At 56.1% G+C, this 18297-nt stretch carries 16 protein-coding genes; 2 read left to right on the top strand and 14 right to left on the bottom strand.

Annotation, left to right across the window (positions count from 1 at the left end):
* Positions 1-4: 4 nt before the first annotated feature.
* Positions 5-316 (bottom strand): stress response protein ElaB, encoded by a 312-nt coding sequence (gene elaB, locus GSQ70_RS17055; protein ID WP_158783653.1) that lies wholly within the window; start codon positions 314-316, stop codon positions 5-7.
* A gap of 186 nt (positions 317-502) precedes the next feature.
* A complete protein-coding gene (locus tag GSQ70_RS17060; RefSeq protein ID WP_158783654.1) occupies positions 503-925 on the bottom strand; it encodes a VOC family protein in 423 nt (140 codons plus the stop codon).
* A gap of 107 nt (positions 926-1032) precedes the next feature.
* On the opposite strand from GSQ70_RS17060, the gene GSQ70_RS17065 reads away from it, so the two are divergent.
* Together GSQ70_RS17065 and GSQ70_RS17070 are read left to right on the top strand one after the other, a co-directional pair.
* Positions 1033-1920, top strand: a complete 888-nt coding sequence (locus GSQ70_RS17065) for a LysR family transcriptional regulator (RefSeq protein WP_158783655.1) — start codon at positions 1033-1035, stop codon at positions 1918-1920.
* A gap of 216 nt (positions 1921-2136) precedes the next feature.
* Entirely contained in the window at positions 2137-3795 is a 1659-nt protein-coding gene (locus GSQ70_RS17070) for a glucan biosynthesis protein D (RefSeq protein WP_158783656.1), read from the top strand.
* Positions 3796-3866: 71 nt separating this feature from the next.
* Here the strand turns inward: GSQ70_RS17070 and GSQ70_RS17075 are convergent, their stop codons facing one another.
* From GSQ70_RS17075 to nuoC, 12 genes are all read right to left on the bottom strand, one after another.
* Positions 3867-4331 carry a GNAT family N-acetyltransferase gene (locus GSQ70_RS17075; protein ID WP_158783657.1) on the bottom strand — a complete coding sequence of 155 codons (465 nt, stop codon included), beginning with the start codon at positions 4329-4331 and terminating at the stop codon, positions 3867-3869.
* A gap of 140 nt (positions 4332-4471) precedes the next feature.
* Positions 4472-5929, bottom strand: coding sequence for an NADH-quinone oxidoreductase subunit NuoN (nuoN, locus tag GSQ70_RS17080; protein WP_158783658.1), 1458 nt, complete (start codon positions 5927-5929; stop codon positions 4472-4474).
* 6 nt (positions 5930-5935) lie between these two features.
* Positions 5936-7456, bottom strand: coding sequence for an NADH-quinone oxidoreductase subunit M (gene nuoM, locus GSQ70_RS17085; RefSeq protein ID WP_158783659.1), 1521 nt, complete (start codon positions 7454-7456; stop codon positions 5936-5938).
* A 114-nt stretch (positions 7457-7570) separates the two neighbouring features.
* Positions 7571-9409, bottom strand: a complete 1839-nt coding sequence (nuoL, locus tag GSQ70_RS17090; protein WP_158783660.1) for an NADH-quinone oxidoreductase subunit L — start codon at positions 9407-9409, stop codon at positions 7571-7573.
* On the bottom strand, positions 9406-9708 hold the full coding sequence (gene nuoK, locus GSQ70_RS17095; protein ID WP_034916091.1) for an NADH-quinone oxidoreductase subunit NuoK: 303 nt from the start codon (positions 9706-9708) through the stop codon (positions 9406-9408). The genes nuoL and nuoK overlap by 4 nt, the downstream gene beginning before the upstream one ends.
* Positions 9705-10259, bottom strand: a complete 555-nt coding sequence (nuoJ, locus tag GSQ70_RS17100) for an NADH-quinone oxidoreductase subunit J (protein ID WP_158783661.1) — start codon at positions 10257-10259, stop codon at positions 9705-9707. The genes nuoK and nuoJ overlap by 4 nt, the downstream gene beginning before the upstream one ends.
* A 10-nt stretch (positions 10260-10269) precedes the next feature.
* The gene (gene nuoI / locus GSQ70_RS17105; protein ID WP_158783662.1) at positions 10270-10812 is read right to left on the bottom strand and encodes an NADH-quinone oxidoreductase subunit NuoI; all 543 of its coding nucleotides are present in this window, start codon (positions 10810-10812) and stop codon (positions 10270-10272) included.
* 13 nt (positions 10813-10825) lie between these two features.
* Positions 10826-11803 (bottom strand): NADH-quinone oxidoreductase subunit NuoH, encoded by a 978-nt coding sequence (nuoH, locus tag GSQ70_RS17110; RefSeq protein WP_158783663.1) that lies wholly within the window; start codon positions 11801-11803, stop codon positions 10826-10828.
* A complete protein-coding gene (gene nuoG / locus GSQ70_RS17115; protein WP_158783664.1) occupies positions 11800-14526 on the bottom strand; it encodes an NADH-quinone oxidoreductase subunit NuoG in 2727 nt (908 codons plus the stop codon). The genes nuoH and nuoG overlap by 4 nt, the downstream gene beginning before the upstream one ends.
* A gap of 102 nt (positions 14527-14628) precedes the next feature.
* Entirely contained in the window at positions 14629-15975 is a 1347-nt protein-coding gene (gene nuoF, locus GSQ70_RS17120) for an NADH-quinone oxidoreductase subunit NuoF (protein ID WP_158783665.1), read from the bottom strand.
* Complete coding sequence (gene nuoE / locus GSQ70_RS17125) at positions 15972-16487, bottom strand: NADH-quinone oxidoreductase subunit NuoE (protein ID WP_158783666.1); 516 nt, start codon at positions 16485-16487, stop codon at positions 15972-15974. The genes nuoF and nuoE overlap by 4 nt, the downstream gene beginning before the upstream one ends.
* Before the next feature lie 2 nt (positions 16488-16489).
* A complete protein-coding gene (nuoC, locus tag GSQ70_RS17130; RefSeq protein ID WP_158783667.1) occupies positions 16490-18289 on the bottom strand; it encodes an NADH-quinone oxidoreductase subunit C/D in 1800 nt (599 codons plus the stop codon).
* Positions 18290-18297 lie beyond the last annotated feature (8 nt).

Here is an 18297-nt window from a genome sequence, read left to right on the forward strand (position 1 = left end):
CGACTTAGCGACGCGCCAGCAGTAATCCCACTACCAGCCCCAGAGTGGCACCGACGCCAATCCCCTGCCACGGCTTATCGTGAACGTATTCGTCGGCACGGGTTACGGCCTGCTTCGCACGAACATAATAGGTGTCAGAAGCGTTGCTGACGCGCGACTTCACGTCGTTCAGCGATTTTTCTGCTTTGGCTTTCAGCTCGATGTATTTCTGATCGGCCGGGTCGCCGGAGGATTTAAGCACTTCTTCCAGCGTTTCAGTCAGCAAAGCCAGATCATCGTCCAGGTTCGTGTCTTGGGGTTCAATCGTTTTAGCCATTACCATCTCCTTGTGCGAATAATATTCTTCAATAACTATAGACACTATTAACCGATCTGCCCGTTCTGCAGGCCAGGAATCGACTGATAATGTGCTGGGGGGAAGTGTCGGGCAAAAAAAAACCGGCCACGACAGCCGGTGACCGGAGAAGGTCTTTAACAGGATGCACAGGAAGATGGCGGCGTATTATTTGGCAAACATCTGGCCGATATCTTTAAAAGCTTTGAACTCCAGTGCGTTGCCGCTGGGATCGTAAAAGAACATGGTGGCCTGTTCACCCACCTGCCCTTTGAACCGCACATAAGGTTCGATTTCAAACTTGATCTGGAAGTCACGCAGGCGGGCGGCCAGCGCTTCCCACTCTTCCCAACCCAGTACCAGGCCAAAATGGGGGACAGGAACACCATGTCCGTCAACGGCATTTTTATGCACCTCCCGCGGCTCCGTTTGCGGATGTTCATGGATCACCAACTGATGCCCGTAAAAATCAAAATCCACCCATGTCTCGCTGGAGCGACCTTCAGGCAGGTTAAAGACGGTACCGTAAAAATGACGGGCAGTGGCGAGATCAGTGACCGGGATCGCCAGGTGAAACGGACTGAGGGCCATAGTAGTCTCCGGGTGCGTTGTGTTTCATTGATGTTAAAGATAATATTTTTTATGAAAAGCGAATATTTTTACTATGATTCAATAATTATTTCGATGAGTCAGAGACTATGCTGCGGGAACTGAAAACTTTTATCGCCATCAGCCACGCTGGCACTTTCGCCGCCGCCGGGCAGCAGATTGGCCTGACACAGTCGGCAGTCAGTGCGCAAATGCGTGCGCTGGAAGATGCGCTGGGCATGAAGCTGTTCGATCGCTCCGGCCGTGCTGCAGCGCTGAATGCCAACGGCACGCGCGTGCTGCCAATGGCGGAGGAGATCCTCACCCTTTTTAACCGCATGGCCCAGCCTGAGAGCCTGAACGACTACCGCGGGGAGATTAAAATCGGTGCTATTGCCTCAGTGCAGACCGGGATACTGCCCGCCGTGCTGGTCAATCTTCGCCAGCAGGCTCCGGAGCTGGAAACGCGGCTGATCCCTGGCGTCTCATTTAACCTGCTGACCCAGGTTGACGCCGGGAATATTGACCTGGCGGTGGTGGTCAAACCGGGCTTTGCACTGACCAAAGACCTGTATGCCGAAACGCTACAGCAGGAGCCTTTTGTGCTGATTGTGCCGCCAGACGTGGCTGGTAGCGATGTGCTCAGCCTGATCCGCGACAATCCCTTTATTCGTTACGATCGCACCTCTTTTGGCGGCCGTCTGGTCAGTCAGTTTTTGCGCGAACAGCACCTGGAGCCTAAACTGGCACTGGAAATTGATGAAATCGACGCGATCGAAAGAATGGTCGGGCTGAGTCTTGGCGTGGCGCTGGTGCCACTGGCAGGGCTGTGGGTTGACCGTCCTTCCGGCGTGCGTATTGTGCCGTTGGGCGACCTGACGTTTTATCGCGAACTGATCGTGATAATGCGTCATGCTAATCGCCAGGCACCGCTGCACAAATTTATTACCGGGGCACTGCGGCGACATGCCCGCCAGAACCTTCAGGAACTGGTTTAAAAACGCCGTTAATCAGAGGAAAACACTGCTTTTATTGGATTTATCTGATAAGTTTTTCCGGAACTGAATTATCGTCATTATAAGCTGTCGTACCTCGCTGTGACCTGGCTCACAATTCAGGTAAAGCAGGACTGCAGGCACAGCGCTTGATGCCTTATGTGCGACTGCACGACAGTCTCTTACAAACTCCGTTCAGCAAAGGAAATGACTTCTGGCATGAATCGAAGAATGTTTATGAAAGCGGCAACGGCTTGCGCCGCGGTCAGCGGTATGTCCGGCTTATCAACACTGTTTGCTCAGGCCGCCTGGGCAGATACCGACATTGCCGACGGCAGCGCGAAGAAATTTGATTTTGACGTGCTAAAAAAAATGGCCGCAGACCTGGCGAAAACGCCCTATGGCGGTGCTCCAGCCCCCTTGCCGGAGACGCTGGCGACGCTGACACCGCAGGCCTATAACGAAATTCAGTATGACGCCAACCATTCGCTGTGGAATGACATTCCTAACCGCGAGCTTGACGTCCAGTTCTTCCACGTTGGCATGGGCTTCAAACGCCGTCTGCGGATGTTCTCCGTGGATGCGTCGAGTCGTGAAGCCCGTGAAATCCACTTCCGCCCTGAATTGTTTAACTACAACAATGCCAAAGTGGATACCAGACAGCTGGAAGGAAAAACCGATCTCGGCTTTGCCGGATTCCGCGCCTTTAAGAAACCGGAACTGGCCAGCAAGGATATCGTCTCCTTCCTGGGTGCCAGCTATTTCCGCGCGGTGGATGATACCTATCAGTACGGTCTGTCCGCCCGTGGTGTGGCAATCGACACTTTCAGCAACGGCAAGGAAGAGTTCCCGGACTTCACCGCATTCTGGTTTGAAACGCCGAAGGCCGACGACACTTCCTTCACCGTTTACACCCTGCTGGATGGCCCGAGCTGCACCGGTGCCTTCAAATTCATTATCCACTGCGAAGAAAAACGTGTGGTGATGGAAGTGGAGAACCATATCTATGCCCGTAAGGATATTGCCCAACTGGGGATTTCCCCGATGACCACCATGTTCAGCTGCGGCAACAACGAGCGCCGAATGTGCGACACCATCCACCCGCAAATTCACGACTCCGATCGTCTGGCAATGTGGACCGGCGTCGGCGAGTGGATCTGCCGTCCGCTGAACAACCCGCAGCGTCTGACCTATAACGCCTATCAGGATGAGAACCCGCGCGGCTTCGGCATGCTGCAGCTTAATCACGACTTCCAGGATTATCAGGACGTGATTGGCTGGTACAACAAGCGTCCAAGCCTGTGGGTCGAACCGGTAGGCAAATGGGGCAAAGGAGCCATCAACCTGATGGAGATCCCGACCACCGGAGAAACGCTGGATAACATCGTCTGCTTCTGGCGTCCGGCCGACGCGATCAAAGCCGGTAGCGAACACAGCTTCAGCTACAAACTGTACTGGAGCGGAATGCCGCCGGTACGCAGCGGCCTGTCGCGGGTTAAATCCACCCGTACCGGTATGGGCGGTTTCCCGGAAGGCTGGGCACCGGGCGAACACTACCCGGATGTCTGGGCGCGTCGCTTCGCGGTTGATTTTGTTGGCGGCGATCTGAAAGCAGCAGCTCCGAAAGGGATTGAACCGGTGATTAACGTCACCTCCGGCACGATTAAGCAGGTGGAGATCCTCTACGTCGAACCGATCGATGGCTACCGGATCCTGTTTGACTGGTATCCGAACAGCGATTCGGTCGAGCCGGTAAATATGCGCCTGTTCCTGCGCACCAAAGATGAAACGCTGAGCGAAACGTGGCTGTATCAATACTTCCCACCACCGCCGGACAAGCGTAAATATACCGATGACCGCGTGATGACTGCAGGTTAAGAAGATCGGGTTAATTGCTCTGAGTCAGAGAGTCAAAACACCCTGTGAGCGCTGAGCTGACAGGGTGTTTTTTATTCTGGCAAGCCTGGTTTTGTCATATCAATATGAGGGATATTGTCTTCCAGGTAGATTTCGCTGACCGCTTTGAACCCAAAGCGCTCATAGAAGTCCTGCAGATGAGCCTGGGCGGAAAGGAACAGCGAGTGATGCGGCCAGTAATGCTCGCAGCTGGCAATAGCCTGTTCCATCAACCGGTTGCCAAGGCTGAGTCCCCTCGCCTCACTGGAGACGATCACCCGGCCAATTTTCACCGGCTTGTCAGCCGCTGTGGGTGCCAGGATACGGGCATAACCCACCAGTTGATTCTCCAGCATACCCAGCAAATGACGATTTTCCCCCACCAGATCAGAGCCATCCACATCCTGATAAGGGCAGTTCTGCTCGACGATAAACACCGCGTTGCGCAGTGCCAGAATCTGGTAAACCTGAGCCGCAGTCAGCTCGCGATGGTGCAGGTCCTGCCAGTTCACATCCATTATCTTTTCTCCCCGATCGTAACAATCTTATTACTTTACACGTATCCGGAAAAAAACGCCGTTGTCTCGTCAGCATTGCCAGTCTCCGGGCAAAAAAAACGGGCTCCTGAGAGCCCGTTTATCGCTTTCTGAAAGCGGCGTTACATCAGTGGCTGCGCCATCTGCACCAGCGAAATCAGCGGCTGAGGATATATACCCAGCACCAGTACCAGAATCGCAGAGATCAGCACCACCACACCACCGGCAGTGAAGGCCCAGTTAGCCGGGGTATCACGCTGCAGCAGCTCTGGCGGATTGAGGTACAGACTGACGGTCACGCGCAGATAGTAGTACAGGCCGATAGCACTGCCGACCACAACTGCGGCGGTCAGCCACCACAGGTGAGCACCCACGCCGACCGCAATCACGTAGAACTTACCGATAAAGCCCAGCGTCATCGGGATACCAGCCAGTGACAGCATCATCACCGTCATTACCGCTGACAGGATTGGACGGTGCCAGAACAGGCCACGGTAAGAGTACAGGGAGTCAGCATCCGGGCCACGGTACGGACTGGACATCAGGCTCACCACGCCGAAAGCGCCGAGGCTGCTGAACAGGTAACCGGCAAGGTATACACCCACCGTCTCCAGCGACAGCTGATGAGTCTGGATCGCAATCAGCGCTACCAGCAGGTAGCCGAGGTGAGCGATAGACGAGTAGCCCAGCAGACGCTTGATGTTGCTCTGCGAGATAGCCATCAGGTTACCGAACAGGATCGAGGCGAAAGCGATAATTGCCAGCACCAGCCGTACTGACTCGCTGTCCGCAACCGGCGCGTACAGGAACAGACGCATCACCACGCCAAAGATTGCAATCTTGCTGGCGGTAGCCAGGAAGGTTGAAACCGGCGCAGGCGCCCCCTGATACACATCCGGCGTCCACAGGTGGAACGGCACCAGCGACAGCTTGAAGCCAAGACCAACAATCATCATGCCCAGGCCAGCCATCAGCAGCGGCTCATGCAGCATGCCGTCGTTCAGGCTCTTGCCCAGCGCCGCAAAGCCCAGGCTGCCGGAGTTAGCATACAGCAGCGCCATACCGAACAGCAGGAAGGACGAGGCAACCGCTGACATGATGGTGTATTTGATACTGGCTTCCAGCGAGCGTTTTTGCTGGAAGGCATAGCCCACCAGGCCAAACAGCGGCAGGGAAATCAGCTCAATACCGATAAACATCGAAGCCAGATGATTGGCACTCGCCAGCACCACGCCGCCTGCTGCTGCAATCAGCACCAGCAGGTAGAACTCTTCACGGTTATCCGGGTAAGTCGCCAGCCACGGATAGGCAAAAGTACAGGTTGCCAGGCTGGCAAGGATCACCAGCCCGGTATACAGCATGGAATAGCCGTCGACCCGCAGCAGCGGAGTGACATCCATTGGGCCAGACTGACCAACAAACCAGAGCGAGAACAGCGCCAGGTTCAGGCCCACCACCGCCAGCGTGGCGTTGGCGAAGTGGTTGCGTCGCCACGCAATGGACAGCATCACAACTACCACCGTCAATCCGACGATCAGCATCGGCAGAAGCGCGATCAAGTGTTGAGGAGTTATTGTCATGGCGAATTACAGCCTTGTAGTTGAAATTGAAGCGGTATACCACTGCTGAATATTGCTCATTGCAGCATGTGAGGTGTCCAGAATCGGCTGTGGATAGAAGCCCAGCAGCAGCAGCAGAACCACCAGCACCATAATCATCAGGAACTCACGGGCATTCATGCCGCGCAGAGGCGTTTCAGATTTTGGTGCGCCGTAATAAGCACGTTGCATCATGATCAGCGAGTAAACAGAAGCGAACACCAGGCCAAATGTGGCAATGACGATGATCACCGGGACCGTCTGGAAACTGCCGGTCAGGATCATAAATTCGCCAACGAAGTTACCGGTACCCGGCATCCCGAGGTTAGCCACCGCAAAGAACAGCGACAGACCCGGCAGCCATTTGATACGTGACCACAGACCGCCCATCTGGCGCATATCGCGGGTATGCAGACGCTCATACAGCTGACCACACAGGATGAACAGCGCTGCAGCGGAAAGACCGTGAGCAATCATCTGCACCACCGCCCCCTGGAACGCCAGCTGGCTGCCGGTGTAGATGGCAATCAGCACAAAGCCCATGTGCGAGATAGAGGTGTAAGCAATCAGACGCTTGATATCGTACTGTGAGAAGGCCATCCACGCGCCGTAGAAGATGCCGATGATACCCAGCCACATCGCGATGGGCGCAAACTCTGCAGACGCATTCGGGAACAGCGGCAGCGCAAAACGCAGCAGACCGTAGGCTGCAGTTTTCAGCAGGATCCCCGCCAGGTCAACGGAACCGGCAGTAGGTGCCTGACTGTGCGCGTCCGGCAGCCAGCCGTGCAGCGGCACAACCGGCATTTTTACCGCGAAGGCAATGAAGAAGCCCAGCATCAGCAGGTATTCAACCGTGTGCGACATCGGCGTTTTCAGCAGGTCTTCGTAATTAAAGGTCCACACGCCGGTGGCGTTATAGTGCACGAAGACCAGCGCCAGAATCGCAATCAGCATTACCAGACCGCTGGCCTGGGTATAGATGAAGAACTTGGTCGCTGCGGTGATACGGGTTTTACCGTCCGATGCTTTATGACCCCAGAGCGCGATCAGGAAGTACATCGGCACCAGCATCATTTCCCAGAAGAAAAAGAACAGGAACATGTCGATGGCAAGGAACACGCCGATAACGCCGCCGAGGATCCACAGCAGGTTCAGGTGGAAGAAACCCTGCCACTTTTCAATTTCATTCCACGAACAGAGGATCGCCATCACGCCGAGCAGGCCGGTCAGCACTACCATCAGCAGCGACAGTCCGTCCAGCGCCAGGTGTACGTTAATCCCAAAACGAGGGATCCAGGACACAAGGAAATCAGACTGCCACTTCGGACCGCCCGCAGCCTGGGTCAGTGAGTAGCCTCCCTGCAACCAAAGCTGCAGTGACAGCGCCAGCGTCAGGCCCATTGCGATTAACGCAATCCAGCGCGGCACTTTTGCACCGAAGCGCTCAAACTGCCAGCAAAGCAGGCCACCGATGAACGGGATTAAGATAAGCCAAGGTAATAACATGGCGATTTGCTTCCCTTTTCTGAACCTGAGCGGGCCAATGAAGCCCGACATCAGGTAATTTTTAACATCTTTTATCAGGGAGTGGGAAACTGGCCCCACCCCGCCAACTCAACTTTAAACCACCATCAGCAGGGCCAGTACCACCACGGCACCCACACTCATGGAAGCAACATACCAGCGCAGATAACCATTTTCGCTGACCACCAGCCCTTTGTTCGCCAGGCGGGAGAACAGAGCCGGGATGTTCATCAGGGCATTCAGCGGATCGCTTTTCAGCAGCCAGGCGACAAACAGATAAGGTTTGACGAAAACTTTGTCGTACAGCCAGTCGAAGCCCCAGGCGGCGAACCACCAGGTCGAGAAGAAGCGACCCGGCGCGCTTTTGGCAATGCTGGTCACCAGCGTGCGTTTACCCAGCCACAGAGCCGCCGCCAGCAGGATACCCACAATGGCGACCACGCCAGAGGTGATTTCCAACGTCAGCACGCTACCGTGCGCCAGCTCGGCGGTATCCGGCAGAACACCTTTCAATGGGGGAACAATCATTGCGCCAATAAAGGTTGAGAGGATCAGCAGCACAACCAGCGGGAGATGATGGGTAATCCCCTTACCGGCATGGGCGTGAATTTTCTCTTCGCCATGGAAAGTGATGAAAATCATCCTGAAGGTATACAGCGAGGTCATAAACGCCCCGACCAGACCAGCGACCATCAGGTTGATGTGACCATTTGCCAGCGCACCTGCAAGGATCTCATCCTTACTGAAGAAGCCTGCGGTAACCAGCGGCAAGGCTGACAGCGCCGCACCGCCCACCAGGAAGCAGACATACACCAGCGGGATGCTCTTACGCAGGCCACCCATCTTGAAGATGTTCTGCTCATGGTGGCAGGCAAGGATCACCGAACCGGAAGAGAGGAACAGCAACGCTTTAAAGAATGCATGGGTCATCAGGTGGAAAATGGCCGCGTCCCAGGCCTGAACGCCCAGAGCGAGGAACATGTACCCAATCTGGCTCATGGTTGAGTAAGCGAGCACACGTTTGATGTCGGTCTGCACCAGCGCGGCAAAACCTGCCAGCACCAGAGTAATCGCACCAATAATACCTACCAGATGCAGCACTTCCGGCGTCAGCAGGAACAGGCCATGGCTGCGGGCAATCAGGTAGACACCCGCCGTTACCATGGTCGCAGCGTGGATCAGCGCAGAAACCGGCGTCGGGCCAGCCATTGCATCGGCCAGCCACGTTTGCAGCGGCAGCTGTGCAGATTTACCGACCGCGCCACCCAGCAGCATCAGCGTTGCCCACTGCAGCATATGGTTGTCAGCGGCGAAGTGTGCCGGAGCCAGTTCGACCATCTCGCGGAAGTTCAGCGTACCCAGCTCGTTGTAAAGGATGAACAACGCAAACGCCAGGAACACGTCACCGACACGGGTGATAATAAAGGCTTTCATTGCCGCCGCGCCGTTTTTCGGATCGGTGTAATAGAAGCCAATCAGCAGGTAGGAGCAGAGACCCACGCCTTCCCAGCCCAGATACATCAGCATCAGGTTATCGGCCAGTACCAGAACGACCATGCTGGCGATAAACAGGTTGGTATAAGCGAAGAAGCGGGAGTAGCCCTCTTCTCCACGCATGTACCAGGAGGCAAACATGTGGATAAAGAAGCCCACACCGGTGACTACTGACAGCATGGTCAGCGACAGGCCGTCCAGCGTCAGGTTCACTTTAATGTCGAAGTTGCCGACGTGCATCCAGGTCCATAGCGCCTGGTTAAAGACCGCCTGGCCCTGACTGAAGAAGTCCAGGCCGACATAAATAGTGGTCAGTGCCGCCAGTCCGACGGAGCCCATTCCCACTGTGGCGGCCAGATTCTCTGACCAGCGGCCGCGGGAAAATGCCAGCAGCACAAAGCCAATCAGCGGGAACAAAATGGTTAAATAGAGAAGGTTCATCCGCGCATCTCACTCACTTTGTCAATGTTGAGGTTCTGGCTGCGACGATGCAGCTGCAGCAGCAGCGCCAGGCCAATACTGGCTTCTGCTGCGGCAAGGCTGATGGCAAGGATATACATCACCTGTCCGTCGGCCTGGCCCCAGTAGCTCCCGGCTACCACGAACGCCAGTGCAGCGGCGTTAATCATGATTTCGAGGCTAATCAACATAAACAGCAGGTTGCGACGGATTATCACGCCTGTCAGTCCGAGAACAAACAGAATGGCCGCCAGAATGAGGCCATGTTGCAAAGGGATCATGCGTGTTCCTCCTTCGTGCTTTTCACTGCATCCGCAGGACGGTTGCTTAAGACTTCACCCGGACGCTGTTCGCGGCCGATATGATAAGCCACGACCAGGCCGGCGAGCAGCAGCATGGAAGCCAGCTCCACCGCAAGGACGTAAGGGCCAAACAGGCTGATGCCCACCGCTTTCGCGTCGATCATGTTGCCGTCGATGCCCTGATCGTTGACGGAGAGAATGGCATACACCATCACCACCAGCAGCACCAGAGAGCAGAGGCCCGGCCCCAGCCAGACGGTCGGCTTCAGCCACTCACGCTCCTGCGCCTGAACGGTGTCGCCCAGGTTCAGCATCATCACCACAAACACGAACAGCACCATGATCGCCCCGGCATAAACGATGATTTCCAGCGCGCCGGCGAAGTACGCCCCCAGCGAGAAAAACACTCCGGCAACGGCCAGCAGGGAGATGATCAGATATAACAGTGCGTGGACCGGGTTGGTGTGGGTGATCACGCGCAAAGTCGTGAGTACCGCTACCAGTCCGCAAAGATAAAACGCAAATTCCATGCCTGGCTCCTTAAGGTAACAAGCCCTTGACGTCGATAGGTTTGGCTTCGTTAGCAGCTTCACCCTTGTCTTTCCCGTCGATCGCCATACCCGCCATCCGGTAGAAGTTATATTCCGGGTATTTGCCCGGACCGGAAATCAGCAGGTTTTCTTTTTCGTACACCAGATCCTGACGCTTGAACTCACCCAGTTCGAAATCTGGGGTAAGCTGAATCGCAGTGGTCGGGCAAGCCTCTTCACACAGGCCACAGAAAATGCAGCGCGAGAAGTTGATACGGAAGAACTCGGGGTACCAGCGTCCATCCGCCATTTCTGCTTTCTGCAGCGAAATACAGCCGACGGGACAGGCTACCGCGCAAAGGTTACAGGCAACGCAGCGCTCCTGACCGTCGGGATCTCGCGTTAACACGATGCGGCCACGGTAACGAGGCGGCAGGTAAACCGGCTCCTCCGGGTACATCATGGTTTCACGCTTGGCGAAGGCATTGGACCCAATCAATACGATACTGCGTATTGTGGTGCCAAATCCCACCAGAATGTCTTTTAATGTCATGATCTATAACCCCTTACTGCGCGTTGTACAGAATCACTGCGGCAGTCGCCAGCAGGTTCAACAACGTCAACGGCAGACAAACTTTCCAGCCGAACGACATCACCTGGTCATAGCGCGGGCGCGGTAACGCAGCACGAATCAGAATGAACATCATCATGAAGAACGCCGTTTTGATGGCGAACCAGAAGATCGGTGGCAGCCACGGGCCGTTCCAGCCGCCGAAGAACAGCGTCACGATCAGCGAAGAAACAGTAACGATACCCACGTATTCACCGACAAAGAACAGACCGAACTTCATCCCGGCATATTCAATGTGGTAACCGTCGGCCAGTTCCTGCTCCGCTTCCGGCTGATCAAAAGGATGACGGTGGCAGACTGCCACGCCCGCAATGGCGAAGGTCACAAAGCCAAAGAACTGCGGAATGATGTTCCACATATGCTGCTGGCTGTTGACGATATCGACCATATTGAACGAGCCGGCCTGCGCCACTACGCCCATCAGCGACAGACCGAGGAACACTTCGTAGCTCAGGGTCTGAGCAGACGCACGCATCGCTCCTAACAGGGAGTATTTGTTGTTACTGGACCAGCCAGCGAACAGCACCGCATACACCGCCAGACCGGCCATCATCAGGAAGAACAGCAGACCGATATTCAGATCTGCGCCCATCCAGGTGGATGTAACCGGCACGATAGCCATCGCCAGCAGCAGCGAGGTGAAAGCGATCATCGGCGCGAGGGTGAAGATGACACGGTCGGTAAACGGTGGCGTCCAGTCCTCTTTAAAGAACATTTTGATCATGTCCGCCACCAGTTGCAGCGAACCGCCCCAGCCGACACGGTTTGGTCCGTAACGGTTCTGGAACAGGCCGAGCAGGCGACGTTCGCCGAAGCTCATAAAAGCGCCACAGCCTACCACCACAAACAGGATCACTAAGGCTTTAACGACGGCAATAATGACGTCGATAACTTCCGGTGTCAGCCAGCTCATTGTGCCGCCTCCCGCAGATTGTCAATACTGGCACCCAGCAGGAACGGTGGAATGCCCGGCATCCCCAGCGGCAGACCTACCTGCCCCGCCTGCAGCGTTTCAGAGAAACGTACCGGCAGACGAAGGGTTTCACCTTCACAGCTGAACTCAACCGATGTCCCGGCGTTGACGCCCAGTTTCGCGGCATCAACCGGATTGACCATCACGTATGGCTCAGGCATACGCTGCTGGATCACCGGAGAACGCTGGGTCATCTCTTCGCTGCCGAACAGCTGGAAGTAAGGAGCCACGCGCCAGCTGTTTTCCTGACCTGTAAATGCAGCGGGAACCGCATCGAACCAGTCAAGCTGGCAGTCACCTGCTTCAAACAGACGCACGCCCGGGTCACCATTGCGCAGCTTCCCGCCCACTTCGTCCTGGAATTTGTTCCAGGCCTGTGGGGAGTTCCAGCCCGGTGCCCATGCAAATGGGATCTGCGAACGGGCCGCAGATGGCTGGTTGTTCCCTTCCATCGAGAAGGCGAACATGGTGTCTTTATCCTGCGGCTGACGTGGTTCGTGCACGCTGATATTGGCACGCATTGCAGTACGACCACTGGAACGGGCTGGCGAACGGGCCAGTTTCTGACCGCGAATACGGAAGCTCGCATCCGGCGCGGCATCTTTGATCCCGGCCAGCTGCGGCAGCGCCGCCACGCAGGCGTCAATCACGTGGTCCAACTGCGTCCAGTCAACTTCACGGCTGTCGATAGTGCTCTGCAACGAGTGCAGCCAGCGCCAGCTTTCCAGCATCTCAACGCGATTGTCGTAGTAAGCCGGGTCATAGACCTGGAAGAAGCGCTGGGCGCGGCCTTCCTGGTTCACCACCGTACCATCGCTTTCGGCGAAGCTGGCGGTGGAGAGGATCAGACCGGCTTTTTCGCTGGTGGCGGTACGCTGGTGATCGATAACGATCACGTTCGGCGTGTTGCTCAGTGCCGCATCGACTTTGGCCTTCGGTGCATGACGGTAGAGATCGTTTTCCATGATGATCACCGCATCTGCCGAACCGCTCTCCAGCTCGCTCAGGGCTGCTTCAAGAGGCTGACCGCCGATCATGCCAAGACCCACGCTGTTTGAGCTGCCTGCCAGCAGGGTGATACCCACATCAGCACCGCGTCCTTTCAGCGCTTTGGCAACGTTAGCGGCCGCCTGGATCATCGCTTCGCTCCCGGCGTGAACACCGGAAATAATCAGCGGTTTTTTCGCACCGGCCAGAGCCTGAACCACCACGTCAATTTTGTTGCTCAGATCACGATCGAGACCTTCCACCGCCGGGGCTGTCTCATCCAGCGCGTTAGCGATGGCGAAGCCGACACGGGCCTGGTCTTCCACCGGGGCGCGATAGCTCCACGCCGCGATATCATCCAGACGGGTAGCATCAACATTGGTGACAAACAGCGGATGTTTAGCGTGCTGGCCGATGTTCATGATCGCGGCGATCTGCCAGTCTGCCACTTTCTGGGCAGCGGCCATTTCTCGCGCTTTACCTTTTACTGCCTGACGAACGGATAGCGCTACGCGGGCACCAACCTGCGTCAGGTCTTCACCCAGCACCAGCACCGCATCGTAGCTTTCAATTTCACGCAGCGCAGGCGTGTGAACGCCGCTGTCACGCAGCACTTTCAGCATCAGTTCCATACGCGCCTGCTCACCAGCAGGAATACCGGTGGAGAAGTTCTCAGCACCGACCAGTTCGCGCAGGGCAAAGTTGCTCTCAACGCTGGCACGCGGTGAACCGATACCGATCACTTTCTTCGCCTGACGCAGCACATCCGCCGCGCCCTGCATCGCCTGTTCGGCATTCAGCGCGATCCAGTCGTTGCCACGGCGCTGCATGGGCTGGCGTGGACGATCTTTCAGATTCACATAACCATAACCAAAGCGGCCACGGTCGCAGAGGAAGTACTGGTTAACGGTCCCGTTGTAGCGGTTTTCGATACGACGCAGTTCGCCATAGCGCTCGCCCGGGCTGGTGTTACAGCCGATGCTGCACTGCTGGCAGATGCTCGGGGCATACTGCATATCCCACTTACGGTTGTAGCGCTCGGAGTGCGTTTTATCGGTGAACACGCCGGTCGGACAGATTTCGACCAGGTTACCGGAGAACTCGCTTTCCAGCGTGCCGTCTTCCGGACGACCGAAGTAGACGTTGTCGTGCGCGCCGTACACCCCCAGGTCGGTGCCGTCAGCATAATCTTTGTAGTAACGCACGCAGCGATAACAGGCGATACAGCGGTTCATCTCATGGGAGATAAACGGACCGAGATCCTGATTGCGGTGGGTACGCTTGGTAAAGCGGTAGCGGCGGAAGCTGTGGCCAGTCATTACCGTCATATCCTGCAGATGACAGTTACCGCCCTCTTCACACACCGGGCAGTCGTGGGGATGGTTGGTCATCAGCCACTCAACCACGCTTTCGCGGAACTCTTTCGCTTCGCCGTCATCAATAGAGATGAAGGTGCCGTCTGATGCCGGAGTCATACAGGACATCACCAGGCGGCCACGGGTATCTTCGGCATTCTGGAATTGCTTTACCGCACACTGGCGGCAGGCACCGACGCTACCGAGCGCCGGATGCCAGCAAAAATAAGGAATATCGAGGCCAAGTGAGAGGCAAGCCTGTAGCAGGTTGTCCGCCCCATCGACGTCATATTCTTTACCGTCTACATGAATTGTAGCCATAGTGAACATGCTTCCGTAAGGCCCGGGATTAGCCGGGCGTTAAACACAATTCTTAAATAACCGGCTCGGTTATTTCGCACTTCTGTTGCGCGTGAGCTTTTTTTACCAGCGGGCTTTCAGCAGGTTTGCCTGGATACCAGCAATGGCATAGGCGTTGCTGTAGACCTGCGGCGCGATGCCCGCTTCAAACTCTTCGCGGAAATATTTGATCGCGCTTTGCAGTGGCTCTACTGCACCTGGCGCGTGCGCACAGAAGGTTTTGCCCGGGCCGAGTTGACGGCACAGCTGCAGCAGGGTTTCGATATCGCCCGGCTGGCCCTCTTTACGCTCCAGCGCACGCAGGATTTTCACGCTCCACGGCAGACCGTCACGGCATGGCGTACACCAGCCGCAGGATTCGCGGGCAAAGAACTCTTCCAGATTGCGCACCAGTGAAACCATGTTGATTTCGTGGTCAACCGCCATCGCCAGCGCGGTCCCCAGACGGCTGCCTGCTTTGCCTATGCTGGCAAACTCCATCGGCAGGTCCAGATGCGATTCAGTCAGGAAGTCGGTCCCTGCTCCGCCCGGCTGCCAGGCTTTGAATTTCAGGCCATCACGCATGCCACCGGCATAATCTTCCAGAATTTCCCGGGCGGTGGTGCCAAATGGCAGCTCCCAGACGCCCGGATTTTTCACCCGGCCGGAGAAGCCCATCATTTTGGTGCCGGTGTCATCACTGGTGGAGATGCCTTTGTACCAGTCAACGCCGTTGGCAAGGATCGCCGGAACATTCGACAGGGTTTCCACGTTATTCACGCAGGTCGGCTTGCCCCATGCGCCAGCAGAAGCCGGGAATGGCGGCTTGGAACGAGGGTTAGCACGACGGCCTTCCAGTGAATTGATCAGCGCGGTCTCTTCACCACAGATATAGCGACCGGCACCGGTGTGAACAATCAGCTCGAAGTCAAAACCGGTTCCGAGGATGTTTTTGCCCAGGTAGCCCGCTTCAGTGGCTTCAGCAATAGCACGACGCAGGTTAACGGCGGCTTCAATGTATTCACCACGCAGGAAGATGTAGCCACGGTAAGCTTTCAGGGCAAAGGCGCTGATCAGCATCCCTTCCACCAGCTGATGCGGCATCTGTTCCATCAGCAGACGGTCTTTATAGGTGCCCGGCTCCATCTCATCGGCGTTACACAGCAGGTAACGGATGTTCATGGATTCGTCTTTCGGCATCAGACTCCACTTCAGGCCGGTGGAGAAACCCGCACCACCGCGGCCTTTCAGACCGGAATCTTTCACCGCCGCCACGATTTCATCCTGCGACATGGTCTTCAGGGCTTTGTCGGCACCGGCATAGCCGTTTTTACTGCGATATTCGTCGAAGAATACCGGCTGTTTGTCATCACGCAGACGCCAGGTCAGCGGATGCCTCTCCGCAGTACGAATGATCTGTTTGAATGTCATTGATACTGCTCCAGTAAATTGACGATGTTTTCCGGCGTCAGATGTACATGAGTGTCTTCATCCACCATCATCGTCGGGCCTTTGTCACAGTTACCGAGGCAGCAGGTTGGCAGCAGCGTAAAGCGGCCATCTGCCGTGGTCTGGCCTGGTTTGATCTTCAGGTTCTCTTCCAGCGCGGCCTGAATGCCCTGGAAACCGGTGATGTGGCACACCACGCTGTCACAGTAACGGATCACATGGCGGCCCACCGGCTGACGGAAGATCTGGCTGTAGAATGTAGCCACGCCTTCCACGTCGCTGGCCGGGATACCCAGCACTTCAGCGATGGCATTGATGGCGCCATCCGGCACCCAACCGCGCTGCTTCTGGACGATTTTCAGCGCTTCGATCGACGCCGCACGGGCATCTTCGTAATGGTGCTTTTCATGCTCAATGGCGTCATGTTCAAACGTACTAAGTACAAAAGTCGCGTTGTCTTCGATCGTTTCGATCGCAATTCTTTGATCGTGCATAATTAGCGGTCCACGTCTGACATAACAAAATCGATACTACCGAGGTACACGATTAGATCGGATACCAGGCTGCCGTTGATCACCGAAGGGATCTGCTGCAGGTGCGGGAAGCTTGGCGTGCGCACGCGGGTGCGATAGCTCATGGTGCTGCCGTCGCTGGTCAGGTAGTAGCTGTTAATCCCTTTGGTCGCCTCAATCATCTGGAAGGATTCGTTGGCCGGCATTACCGGGCCCCAGGAAACCTGCAGGAAGTGAGTGATCAGGGTTTCGATATGCTGCAGCGTGCGCTCTTTCGGCGGCGGCGTGGTCAGCGGATGGTCGGCCTTAAACGGGCCTTCCGGCATGTTCTTCAGGCACTGTTCAAGGATGCGCATACTCTGACGCATCTCTTCCATCTTCAGCATCACGCGGGTATACGCGCAGCTGACGCCGTCGCCAATCGGCACTTCAAAGTCGAAGTTTTCATAGCCGGAATACGGACGCCATTTACGCACGTCGAAGTCCAGACCGGTGGCACGCAGGCCGGCACCAGTGGTTCCCCACGCCAGTGCTTCGTCCATACCGTAAGCGGAAACGCCCCTGGCACGACCAATCAGCACGGAGTTTTTCAGCGCGGTTTGTTCGTAAGCCTTCAGACGTTTTGGCATCCAGTCAAGGAACTCGCGCAGCAGGCGATCCCAGCCTTTCGGCAGGTCATGCGCCACACCGCCGATGCGGAACCAGGCCGGATGCATACGGAAGCCGGTGATAGCTTCCACCACGTCGTAAATTTTCTGGCGATCGGTAAAAGCAAAGAACACCGGAGACATGGCACCGACGTCCTGAATAAAAGTAGAGATGTACAGCAGGTGGCTGTTGATACGGAACAGCTCTGAAAGCATCACGCGGATCACATCAACGCGCTCAGGGACTTTGATCCCGGCCAGCTTCTCAACGGCCAGCACGTACGGCATTTCGTTAACGCAGCCGCCGAGATATTCGATACGGTCGGTGTACGGAATATAGCTGTGCCAGGACTGACGCTCGCCCATCTTCTCCGCGCCACGATGGTGGTAACCCACATCCGGCACGCAGTCGACAATCTCTTCGCCATCCAGCTGCAGAACGATACGGAAAGCACCGTGCGCAGAGGGGTGGTTAGGTCCGAGGTTGAGGAACATAAAGTCCTCATTGGCGGTGCCGCGCTTCATGCCCCACTCTTCCGGCTTGAAGGTCATCTGCTCCATCGCCAGATCTTCGGTCTGTTTGGTCAGCTCGAACGGGTCGAATTCAGTGGCGCGCGCAGGATAATCCTTACGCAGCGGGTGCCCTTCCCAGGTCTGCGGCATCATGATGCGCGTCAGGTGTGGGTGTCCATCGAAGGTGATACCGAACATTTCCCAGGTTTCGCGCTCGTACCAGTTCGAGTTCGGGAACGTAGTGGTCAGGGTTGGCACATGCAGGTCTTTTTCAGACAGTGCCACCTTGAGCATGATGTCGCGATTGCGTTCAATGGAAATGAAATGGTAGAAAACGGAAAAATCCGCGGCAGGTAACCCGGCGCGGTGAGTACGCAGACGCTCGTCCATCCCATGGAGGTCGTAGAGCATCACATACGGTTTCGGCAGCTTGCGCAGAAACTCAACAATTTCCAGTAACTGTTCGCGTTTAACCCAGACTACCGGCACGCCGGTACGGGTTGGCTGAACGGTAAAGGCATCTGGCCCAAAACGGTTACGCAGCTCGCCGATCACCGGGTCATCCTGGTGATCACGGGTTTGCCATTCTGGCTGAGCGAGATCTTGCGTGGTTAAATCTGTCATAAGTCGTT

Origin of the sequence: Pantoea sp. BAV 3049 (assembly GCF_009765445.1) — a bacterium.
Classification (GTDB): Bacteria; Pseudomonadota; Gammaproteobacteria; order Enterobacterales; family Enterobacteriaceae; genus Erwinia.

Excerpts from the sequence above, each read along its gene's own strand:
- GSQ70_RS17075 (WP_158783657.1), bottom strand. The coding sequence starts at position 4,331 with ATGGATGTGAACTGGCAGGACCTGCACCATCGCGAGCTGACTGCGGCT.
- nuoE (WP_158783666.1), bottom strand. The coding sequence starts at position 16,487 with ATGCACGATCAAAGAATTGCGATCGAAACGATCGAAGACAACGCGACT.
- elaB (WP_158783653.1), bottom strand. The coding sequence starts at position 316 with ATGGCTAAAACGATTGAACCCCAAGACACGAACCTGGACGATGATCTG.
- nuoH (WP_158783663.1), bottom strand. The coding sequence starts at position 11,803 with ATGAGCTGGCTGACACCGGAAGTTATCGACGTCATTATTGCCGTCGTT.
- nuoF (WP_158783665.1), bottom strand. The coding sequence starts at position 15,975 with ATGACATTCAAACAGATCATTCGTACTGCGGAGAGGCATCCGCTGACC.
- nuoG (WP_158783664.1), bottom strand. The coding sequence starts at position 14,526 with ATGGCTACAATTCATGTAGACGGTAAAGAATATGACGTCGATGGGGCG.
- nuoK (WP_034916091.1), bottom strand. The coding sequence starts at position 9,708 with ATGATCCCTTTGCAACATGGCCTCATTCTGGCGGCCATTCTGTTTGTT.
- nuoN (WP_158783658.1), bottom strand. The coding sequence starts at position 5,929 with ATGACAATAACTCCTCAACACTTGATCGCGCTTCTGCCGATGCTGATC.
- nuoC (WP_158783667.1), bottom strand. The coding sequence starts at position 18,289 with ATGACAGATTTAACCACGCAAGATCTCGCTCAGCCAGAATGGCAAACC.
- nuoM (WP_158783659.1), bottom strand. The coding sequence starts at position 7,456 with ATGTTATTACCTTGGCTTATCTTAATCCCGTTCATCGGTGGCCTGCTT.
- GSQ70_RS17070 (WP_158783656.1), top strand. The coding sequence starts at position 2,137 with ATGAATCGAAGAATGTTTATGAAAGCGGCAACGGCTTGCGCCGCGGTC.
- GSQ70_RS17065 (WP_158783655.1), top strand. The coding sequence starts at position 1,033 with ATGCTGCGGGAACTGAAAACTTTTATCGCCATCAGCCACGCTGGCACT.
- GSQ70_RS17060 (WP_158783654.1), bottom strand. The coding sequence starts at position 925 with ATGGCCCTCAGTCCGTTTCACCTGGCGATCCCGGTCACTGATCTCGCC.
- nuoJ (WP_158783661.1), bottom strand. The coding sequence starts at position 10,259 with ATGGAATTTGCGTTTTATCTTTGCGGACTGGTAGCGGTACTCACGACT.
- nuoI (WP_158783662.1), bottom strand. The coding sequence starts at position 10,812 with ATGACATTAAAAGACATTCTGGTGGGATTTGGCACCACAATACGCAGT.
- nuoL (WP_158783660.1), bottom strand. The coding sequence starts at position 9,409 with ATGAACCTTCTCTATTTAACCATTTTGTTCCCGCTGATTGGCTTTGTG.